Source organism: Marinobacterium lutimaris, assembly GCF_900108065.1.
GTDB classification, from domain to species: Bacteria; Pseudomonadota; Gammaproteobacteria; order Pseudomonadales; family Balneatricaceae; genus Marinobacterium_D; species Marinobacterium_D lutimaris.
In genome coordinates, this window is the sequence record NZ_FNVQ01000007.1 from 221,457 (window position 1) to 230,003 (window position 8,547).

The 8,547-nt window shown below is 56.1% G+C and carries 9 protein-coding genes; all 9 read left to right on the plus strand.

Going from position 1 to position 8,547, the window contains the following annotated elements; all coding sequences use genetic code 11:
• Window position 1: 1 nt before the first annotated feature.
• The 9 genes from iscX (at window position 2) to der (ending at window position 8,348) form a co-directional block, all read left to right on the plus strand.
• Window positions 2-202: a Fe-S cluster assembly protein IscX gene (gene iscX / locus C4S72_RS23660; protein WP_104005672.1), complete on the plus strand. Its 201-nt coding sequence runs from the start codon at window positions 2-4 to the stop codon at window positions 200-202.
• 143 nt (window positions 203-345) lie between these two features.
• Window positions 346-753, plus strand: coding sequence for a nucleoside-diphosphate kinase (gene ndk, locus C4S72_RS23665; protein WP_104005673.1), 408 nt, complete (start codon window positions 346-348; stop codon window positions 751-753).
• Between the two features lie 56 nt (window positions 754-809).
• On the plus strand, window positions 810-1,946 hold the full coding sequence (gene rlmN, locus C4S72_RS23670) for a 23S rRNA (adenine(2503)-C(2))-methyltransferase RlmN (protein WP_104005674.1): 1,137 nt from the start codon (window positions 810-812) through the stop codon (window positions 1,944-1,946).
• Between the two features lie 9 nt (window positions 1,947-1,955).
• The gene (gene pilW, locus C4S72_RS23675; RefSeq protein WP_104005675.1) at window positions 1,956-2,735 is read left to right on the plus strand and encodes a type IV pilus biogenesis/stability protein PilW; all 780 of its coding nucleotides are present in this window, start codon (window positions 1,956-1,958) and stop codon (window positions 2,733-2,735) included.
• On the plus strand, window positions 2,732-3,712 hold the full coding sequence (locus tag C4S72_RS23680) for a RodZ domain-containing protein (RefSeq protein WP_104005676.1): 981 nt from the start codon (window positions 2,732-2,734) through the stop codon (window positions 3,710-3,712). Before pilW ends, C4S72_RS23680 begins: the two co-directional genes overlap by 4 nt.
• 30 nt (window positions 3,713-3,742) lie before the next feature.
• Window positions 3,743-5,023 carry a histidine--tRNA ligase gene (hisS, locus tag C4S72_RS23685; protein ID WP_104005677.1) on the plus strand — a complete coding sequence of 427 codons (1,281 nt, stop codon included), beginning with the start codon at window positions 3,743-3,745 and terminating at the stop codon, window positions 5,021-5,023.
• A 13-nt stretch (window positions 5,024-5,036) separates the two neighbouring features.
• The gene (locus C4S72_RS23690; RefSeq protein WP_235009245.1) at window positions 5,037-5,696 is read left to right on the plus strand and encodes a YfgM family protein; all 660 of its coding nucleotides are present in this window, start codon (window positions 5,037-5,039) and stop codon (window positions 5,694-5,696) included.
• On the plus strand, window positions 5,693-6,841 hold the full coding sequence (gene bamB / locus C4S72_RS23695; protein WP_104005679.1) for an outer membrane protein assembly factor BamB: 1,149 nt from the start codon (window positions 5,693-5,695) through the stop codon (window positions 6,839-6,841). The genes C4S72_RS23690 and bamB overlap by 4 nt, the downstream gene beginning before the upstream one ends.
• Before the next feature lie 73 nt (window positions 6,842-6,914).
• Window positions 6,915-8,348 carry a ribosome biogenesis GTPase Der gene (gene der, locus C4S72_RS23700; protein ID WP_104005680.1) on the plus strand — a complete coding sequence of 478 codons (1,434 nt, stop codon included), beginning with the start codon at window positions 6,915-6,917 and terminating at the stop codon, window positions 8,346-8,348.
• The last annotated feature ends 199 nt before the right edge of the window (window positions 8,349-8,547 follow it).

An 8,547-nucleotide genomic window follows, 5' to 3' on the forward strand; every position in this document is an offset into this window, starting at 1 on the left:
CATGGGTTTCAAGTGGGTTGACGTTCTTGATATCGCTATCGAGCTCGACGAGCAGTATCCCGATGTGGATCCGATGCAGATCAGCTTTCCCGATCTCTATCAGAAAGTGATGGATCTCGAGCAGTTCGATGATGACCCGTCACATTGTGGTGAGAAAATCCTTGAGGCGATCCAGATGGCCTGGATCGAGGAGAAGGACTGAAACAAATTCCGCTTCTGATGGTCTACAAGCCCGGCTAAGCGCCGGGTTTTGTTTATCTCGGTGGAACTGTTCAGCCTTTAATCACTCGCGTATAATGTCGCGCCTTGTCATTTTTATATAATCAATTGGATTAGGTTTAAACCATGGCTACTGAACGTACTCTCTCCATCATCAAGCCTGACGCTGTTGCTAAAAACGTGATCGGCGAAATCGTGACTCGCTTCGAAAAAGCGGGCCTCAAAGTAGTCGAAATGCAGATGAAGTCTCTTAGCCAGGCTGAAGCTGAGGGCTTCTACGCTGAGCACAAAGAGCGTCCTTTCTTTGCTGATCTGGTCGCTTTCATGACCTCTGGTCCGGTTGTTGTTCAGGTTCTCGAAGGCGAAAACGCTATCGCTCAGAACCGTGAACTGATGGGTGCTACCAACCCGAAAGAAGCTGCTGAAGGTACTATCCGTCGCGACTTCGCTGAGTCTATCGATGCGAATGCCGTACACGGTTCTGATTCTGCTGCTTCTGCAGAGCGCGAGATCGGTTACTTCTTCGGTAACTGATCCTGTCGGAGCCGCTCATTCGAGCGGCTCCCATACTCCAAACGCGGTGATTTCTCATGACTGACGCTCCCTCCAAGGTCAATCTTCTCGGTCTTTCCCCTTCACAGCTCGAACAGTTCTTCGACGAAATGGGCGAAAAGCGCTTCCGTGCCACCCAGGTGCTGAAATGGATGCATCAGTATGGGGCCAGTAGCTTCGACGAGATGACCAATATCAGCAAGGCATTGCGTGCCAAACTGGCTGAGATGGCGGATATTCGTGAGCCTGAAATCGTGCTGGAGAAGTTTTCCAAAGACGGTACCCGTAAATGGGTTATCCGTATGGATGGTGGCTCTGCCATAGAGATGGTGCTGATCCCTGAAGGTGATCGCGCGACTCTCTGTGTTTCCTCTCAGGTTGGCTGTTCGCTGGACTGTAGCTTCTGCTCTACCGGTAAACAGGGTTTTAACCGAGATCTGAGCACCGCCGAAATTATCGGTCAGCTGCGTGTGGCGATCCGTTCATTCGGTCCCTTCGATCCTAATGGCGACCGCCGGGTGACCAACGTCGTGTTCATGGGTATGGGTGAGCCCCTGCTCAACTTCGACAATGTGGTCGCGGCTACCCAGCTGATGATGGACGACAACGCCTACGGGCTGTCCAAGCGTCGAGTGACGGTAAGTACCTCCGGTGTTGTGCCGGCGCTGGATAAGCTCTGTAATGTCAGCGACGTCTCCCTCGCTGTATCCCTGCACGCGCCGAATGACGCGCTGCGTGACCAGTTGGTACCGATCAACCGCCGTTATCCGATCGCCGAATTGCTGGCCGCATGTAATCGTTACCTGGCCAGCCTCAATGACAAACGCTCGATCACCGTCGAGTACACCTTGATCGCCGGCGTTAACGACCAGCCGGAGCACGCGCGTGAATTGATCAAAGTGCTGCGCAAGGTGCCGTGCAAACTTAACCTGATTCCGTTTAATCCCTTCCCTAATTCCGGCTACGAAAGGCCGAGTGAAAAGGCGATTGCCGCGTTCAAGCAGATCATGCTGACCAGCAATATTATCACCACCGTTCGCCGCACCCGTGGTGACGATGTGGATGCCGCCTGTGGTCAGTTGGTAGGGCAGGTTGCTGACCGTACCCGGCGTAGCCAAAAATATATCGCTGTGGTACAAGAAGAGCCTGTTCAGGGGAAGAGCCAGACTCTGTAAGGGGGAGTAATGCGACAAGTTCATGCTGTGCTGCTGCTATTGATGGCAATAATGGTTTCAGCATGTTCGACGACCTCCTCCGACCGGTTTGAAAAGGCCGGTGCCTCCAAGGAAGATGCGCTCGAATCCTATACCAGTCTTGGTCTGCAGTACCTGCGTGCCGGCGATACTGCCGGGGCCAAGTCGCCGCTGCAGCGCGCCCTCGACATCGATGATAGCTACGCGCCGGCATACAACGCCATGGCATTGGTGTTCCAGGCCGAGCGCGACCTGGATATCGCCGAGAGCTACTTCCGCAAGGCGATCGATGCCGATTCCGATTCGGCGATGATTCACAACAACTTCGGTGTCTTCCTGTTTTCCCAGGAACGGTACCAGGAAGCCTGTTCTGAACTCGCCCGCGCCACCGAAGATCCTTTCTATACAGCCCGCGCTCAGGCGTTTGAAAACCTGGGACGTTGCTACCGTCGTACGGGGCGTCCGGACGTCGCGGAGCATGCCCTGCGCCGTTCCCTGACTTTGTCGCAGCAGCGTCCGTTGGCTCTGGTTGAGCTGTCGGATCTGATGCTTGAGAAAAATCAGGACCCTGAGGCTGCAGCGTTGTTCAACCGTTTCCGCGAGCTGGTAGAGCAGAAGCGTGTGAACCACTTCCCGTTGAGCCTTTGGGTGGGTATCCGCGTGGCCCGTTACGAGGGGAATGCCAATATGGCGGCGACCTACGCGCTGTTGTTAAAAAATATGTACCCTCAGTCCGTTGAATACAGGGCATATAAGGAGTCTGCGCAGTGAGCAGCGAAGAAATATCTCAGGATGCTGGTGCCACTTTCAGCGGTGGTAACTTCGTTAAGGCGAGGGAAAGCCTAGGGGTCAGTCTTCAGGAGCTCTCCCGAGAGCTTCATCTGCCGGTGCGCACGCTTGAAGCGATTGAAAGGGGAGAGTTCAAGGGGTTGGGCGGGCCCGTTTTTGTACGCGGTTATATCCGCTCGTACGCCCGCCGCCTGAAAATGAACCCCGATACCTACGTCAGCCAGTTCGACCGCCTCTCTGGTATCAAGGATACCGCGGCGGCTGTGCGCGCCGTGGGTACAGTTTCAACCAGTCCCGCACGGCAGAGCCGTTCGCTAATGCGTGTTGGCACCCTGATTTTTATCGTCGCCATCGTTGGCTTTATCGTTTGGTGGTGGCAGACCCAGTACTCCATCGACAGCGTGCTTACACCGGCGGGCGATTCACCTGTGACGGTGGATACAGCCGATGGTAACACCCTTGTACTGCCGCCGCTGGACGATGAAGCCGTTGCGGCCCCGGCGGGCGAACTGCCGGCTTTTAATTCTCCGGATAGCGTAGGTGCTGAGGCCGGGTTGGCGGAAGAGATCCAGGAAACCGCAGCTTCAGCGGCATTACCTGCTCTGCCGGATTCCGCCGCTGCAACTGAGACAGTCGAAGGTGCGGCCTCGCCAGAAGAGGCGGCTGAGGTTGAAGAGGCTGAAGCCGCGCCTGCAGTGGCCGCTACTGACGATCAGTTTCGCCTGGTGCTGGCCGATGAGAGCTGGCTCAGTGTGAAGGATGCTACGGGTCGTACACTGTTTAACGGCATTGCCCAACCAGGCAGTGAGCTGACATTCGAAGGTGAAGAGCCGCTCGCGGTGGTGATCGGGCGCGCCAGTGCGGTCACCAGTATTGAATATCGGGGCGAGCCGGTTGATCTCTCCCAGGCAAGCGATAACAATGTCGCCCGTCTGAGGCTGCCGACGTCTCTGCGTTAACCACCATCTGCAATACGGGAAAGTAATACCTTGGCGAAAATAAAAGCCATCCGGGGCATGAACGATATCCTGCCGGAGCAGACCCCGGTCTGGCAGTACCTTGAAAAGCAGGTTAAAGAGGTGCTTGGCGCCTATGGGTATAGCGAACTGCGCATGCCGATAGTCGAGCAGACCGACCTGTTCAAGCGCTCCATCGGCGAAGTAACCGACATCGTTGAAAAAGAGATGTACACCTTTGAGGACCGTAACGGCGACAGCCTGACGCTGCGTCCCGAGGGAACCGCCAGCTGTGTGCGTGCCTGTGAAGAGCATGGACTGACCTTTAACCAGGTTCAGCGTCTCTGGTACATGGGGCCGATGTTCCGTCATGAGCGCCCGCAGAAGGGACGCTATCGCCAGTTTCATCAGATCGGTGTCGAGACCTTCGGTATGCAGGGTCCCGATATCGATGCTGAACTGATCATTCTGACCGCACGCCTGTGGCGTCAGCTGGGTATGAGCGACGCGGTGACCCTGCACCTCAATACCCTGGGTACTGCGCAGGAGCGGGCGCGCTTTAAAGCGGATCTGGTTGAATATCTGCAGCAGCACGAAGCATCGCTGGATGAGGATAGCCAGCGCCGTCTGAAGACCAACCCGCTGCGTGTGCTGGACAGCAAGGATGCCGGTACTCAGGCACTGCTGGATAATGCACCGCATTTCCACGATTACATCGATGCAGAATCGCGCGAGCACTTTGATCGTCTTCGCACCCTGCTTGATCAGGCGGGTGTGAAATACGAGGTTAACGCGCGCCTGGTACGTGGCCTGGATTACTACGGTAAAACCGTGTTCGAGTGGATCACCGATAAGCTTGGCTCCCAGGGAACCGTTTGTGCCGGCGGACGCTATGACGGCCTGGTTGAACAGCTGGGCGGTCGCGCAACTCCAGCGGTTGGTTTTGCCATGGGCATGGAGCGGCTTATCCTGCTGCTTGAAACCCTGGAGCTGGTTCCGCAGAGCGTCCACCAGAATGTCGATATCTATGCCATGGCCATGGGTGACGATGCTCAGGTTGAGATGTTCCGTCTCACCGAACAGCTGCGTGATGAGACCGGCTTGCGCGTCCAGTTGCACTGCGGCGGCGGCAGTTTCAAGAGCCAGATGAAGAAAGCGGACAAAAGTGGCGCACGCTTTGGCTTGCTGCTGGGCGATGACGAGCTGGCCAACGGGGTGGTAACCCTGAAGCCGCTGCGCGAAGCCGCTGAACAGAAACAGATAACCTTTAAGGATCTGGCCGCGGAACTGGTCAGTATCTATAGCGAAGATTAAGAGAGGCAGGATCGTGGCTGAGTTGCGTACCGAAGAGGAACAGATCGAGGCGATCAAAAGCTGGTGGAAAGAGAATGGACGCTCACTGCTTCTGGCCGTTGCTGTAGCGATTGCCGGTGTGGTTGGCTGGCAGGCTTGGCAGAAGCGTGTCGAAGTTCAGTCAAGCAACGCATCAGTCACTTATCAGGAGCTGCTCCAGGCAGTAACAGCGTTGCGCGGTGCTCCGGATGATCAGGCTCAGGCAACCACGGCTGAACATCTGGCGGGTGTGCTGCAGGATGATTACTCCAGCACCGGTTACGCTTCCTTGGGCGCTATGCTCATGGCGCGGGTTGCCGTTGATGCGGGTGATCTGGATAAGGCGCTGACTCAGCTTGACTGGGCCCGCGAGAATGCTAAAGACGAAGAGCTCAAGCAGTTGGCAACCGTGCGTAGTGCGCGCATTAAGCTGGCTCAGGGCGATGCTGCCGCTGCAAGTTCTCTGCTGGCACAGGCCAGTGCTGACCATTTCAGCTCAGCTTATGCCGAGCTTCATGGGGACATCCTGGTTGCACAGGGACAGCTGGCTGAGGCGCGTCAGGCTTATGCCAAGGCGCTCGAAACTGCCAGTCCGCAGATGCGTCCGGTCATTCAGATGAAACATGACGATCTGGCCGGGGGAGAAAACTCATGAAACCTATGATTCGTGTGCTGGCCGCCGGCATGCTGGCCGCGACCCTGGGTGGTTGTGGCCTGTGGGGTGGACCCGATGAAATCGAACCTGCCGAACTGGTCGACTTCGATGCCGAGAAAGAGGTTTCCGTTCTCTGGAGTGCTCAGGTCGGTGATGGCCCGGGCGAGGGTTATCACCAGTTTGCACCGGCCATCGGTGAAAGTCGCGTATACGCGACCGATGCAGAAGGTGAAGTACATGCCTTTGATCGGGCCAGCGGCAACCGTCTCTGGGAAGTAGAACTGGATATGCGCCTTTCCGGCGGTGTCGGTTATGGCTTCGGTACTGTGGTCGTTGCCTCCGAGAACGGTGAAGTGATCGCGCTCGACAGTGATAGCGGTGCCGAGCTCTGGCGTAGCCGGGTAGCTTCCGAGGTGGTCGCGCAGCCGCAGGTGAACGCCAACCTGGTCGTTGTGCAGGTGATCAATGGTCAGGTGACTGCTCTTGATCGTGTGACCGGTGAGCAGCTCTGGACCTACGACAGCCAGATCCCGCAGCTGAGTCTGCGTGGTACCAGCGCGCCGGTGGTTACTCCCCAGGCAACGCTGACCGGGTTCGCTAACGGTAAGCTGATCGCTATTGATAACGCTTCAGGTAATGCGCTTTGGGAAGAACGTATTGCCCTGGCTGAAGGTCGTTCCGAACTGGAGCGAATCGTCGATATCGACGGACGGCCGCTGCTCTATAACGGCACCGTCTTCGTCAGCAGCTACCAGGGACGCCTGGTTGCGTTGAACCCCTATGGGCCGCGGATTATCTGGAACATCGACTTTTCCAGCTACCGCAGCCTGGCCGCCGGGTTTGGCAATATCTACGCGATTTCCGCGGACGATAAAATCGATGCCCTGGATGCCGGCAGCAGCGCCAGTGTCTGGCAGCAGCCTGCGCTCTATTTCCGAGGTCTCACCTCTCCAGCAGTGATTGGTAATACTCTGGTGGTTGGTGACTCTCTGGGCTACCTGCACTTTATGTCGCAGGTCGATGGACATTTTGTAGCACGTTATAATTTCGATTCCTCCGGTATCTACAGTGATCCGCAGGTGGTCGATAATGTGCTCTACGTACTCAGCAATGACGGTCGGTTGTCGGCTCTCACGCTGAACTGAATTAATTCTTAAGTGAAGCGCGGCGGCGTTCTGCTTGGGTGGGACGCCGCCGCGCTGTTTTGGGTGACTAGCTATGCTTCCGGTGATTGCACTGGTAGGCCGACCGAATGTCGGTAAATCGACTCTCTTCAACCGACTGACCCGTTCCCGTGACGCTCTGGTTGCCGATCTGCCGGGCCTGACCCGCGACCGCAAATACGGTGAGGGTAAACTCGGCGAGCGCGATTACATCGTTATCGATACTGGTGGTATCTCTGGTGATGAAGCGGGCATCGACAAAGTGATGGCGGAACAGTCGCTGCTGGCGATTGATGAAGCCGATGTGGTGCTGTTTCTGGTAGACGGTCGTGCCGGGCTTAACCCTGCTGATGAGATGATTGCCAATCACCTGCGTCGGGAGGAGAAGAGCTGTTACCTGGTGGTCAACAAGACCGATGGTCTCGATCCGGATGTGGCCCGCAGTGAATTCTTTAGTCTGGGTCTCGGCGACCCGTTGACTATCGCAGCGGCTCACGGTCGTGGTGTATCCGCACTGATCGACCTGACCCTCGATGAGCTCGGCATTCCCGAACCGGATGAGAATGCTGTCGAAGAGGAAGAAGACGACAATATCAGGATCGCTATTGTCGGGCGCCCCAATGTGGGTAAGTCCACGCTGGTTAACCGGATGCTGGGTGAAGACCGGGTAGTCGTCTTCGACCAGGCCGGTACCACCCGCGACAGTATTTACATTCCGTACGAGCGAGATGGTCAGCCCTATACGCTGATCGATACCGCTGGTGTGCGCCGTCGTAAGCATATACGTGAAGCGGTGGAGAAGTTCTCTATCGTTAAAACACTGCAGGCGATCAAAGATGCCAACGTAGTGGTCGCGGTGATCGATGCTCGAGAAGGTGTTACCGAGCAGGACCTGCACATGCTTGGGTTCGTTATCGATTCCGGGCGTGCGCTGGTGATTGCATTGAACAAGTGGGACGGAATGACCCAGGAGCAGAAAGAGAAGGTCAAAACCCAGGTGGATCGTCGCCTGATGTTTGCTTCTTTTGCCCGTTTTCACTTCATTTCAGCACTTCACGGCACGGGTGTTGGCGATCTTTACCGGTCTATCAACGAAGCGTATGACAGTGCCATGGCGAAGTGGTCTACCAACCAGCTGACCAAGCTGTTGGAAGATGTAGTGGCTGATCATCAGCCGCCGCAGGTGAATAACCGCCGTATCAAGCTGCGTTATGCACACCAGGGTGGCTCCAATCCGCCGATCATCGTTGTGCACGGTAACCAGACCGATGCGCTGCCCGGATCTTACAAGCGCTACCTTGAGAACCGCTTTATCAAATTCCTCAAGGTTAAGGGTACGCCTATCCGCTTTGAATTCCGCACTGGGGATAACCCGTTTGCCGGTAAGCGCAACATCCTGACCGCAAGGCAGCAGGCGAAGAAAGAGCGTCAACGCCAGCACGTGAAAGAACTCAAGTACCGTCAGAAAAAGAAAGCAAAGAAGGCTTAATGCATTCTTTGAATAGATAAGGGAGCTTCGGCTCCCTTTTTTGTGGCCTGTTTATAGCCCTGAAAGGGCGCTTTGAAGTTTTTGTAAATTATTTCCAAAAAGGTTGTTGACTCCCTCCGGCAGGTCTGTAGAATGCGCCTCCTCGCTTGAGACGACACGCCCTTCGGGGTTGCAGACGACCAGCGAGGCGGTTTTCCAA

Bases quoted from the DNA above. Each gene is read 5' to 3' on its own strand.
- iscX (WP_104005672.1), top strand. From the start codon at position 2: ATGGGTTTCAAGTGGGTTGACGTTCTTGATATCGCTATCGAGCTCGAC.
- ndk (WP_104005673.1), top strand. From the start codon at position 346: ATGGCTACTGAACGTACTCTCTCCATCATCAAGCCTGACGCTGTTGCT.
- rlmN (WP_104005674.1), top strand. From the start codon at position 810: ATGACTGACGCTCCCTCCAAGGTCAATCTTCTCGGTCTTTCCCCTTCA.
- pilW (WP_104005675.1), top strand. From the start codon at position 1,956: ATGCGACAAGTTCATGCTGTGCTGCTGCTATTGATGGCAATAATGGTT.
- bamB (WP_104005679.1), top strand. From the start codon at position 5,693: ATGAAACCTATGATTCGTGTGCTGGCCGCCGGCATGCTGGCCGCGACC.
- der (WP_104005680.1), top strand. From the start codon at position 6,915: ATGCTTCCGGTGATTGCACTGGTAGGCCGACCGAATGTCGGTAAATCG.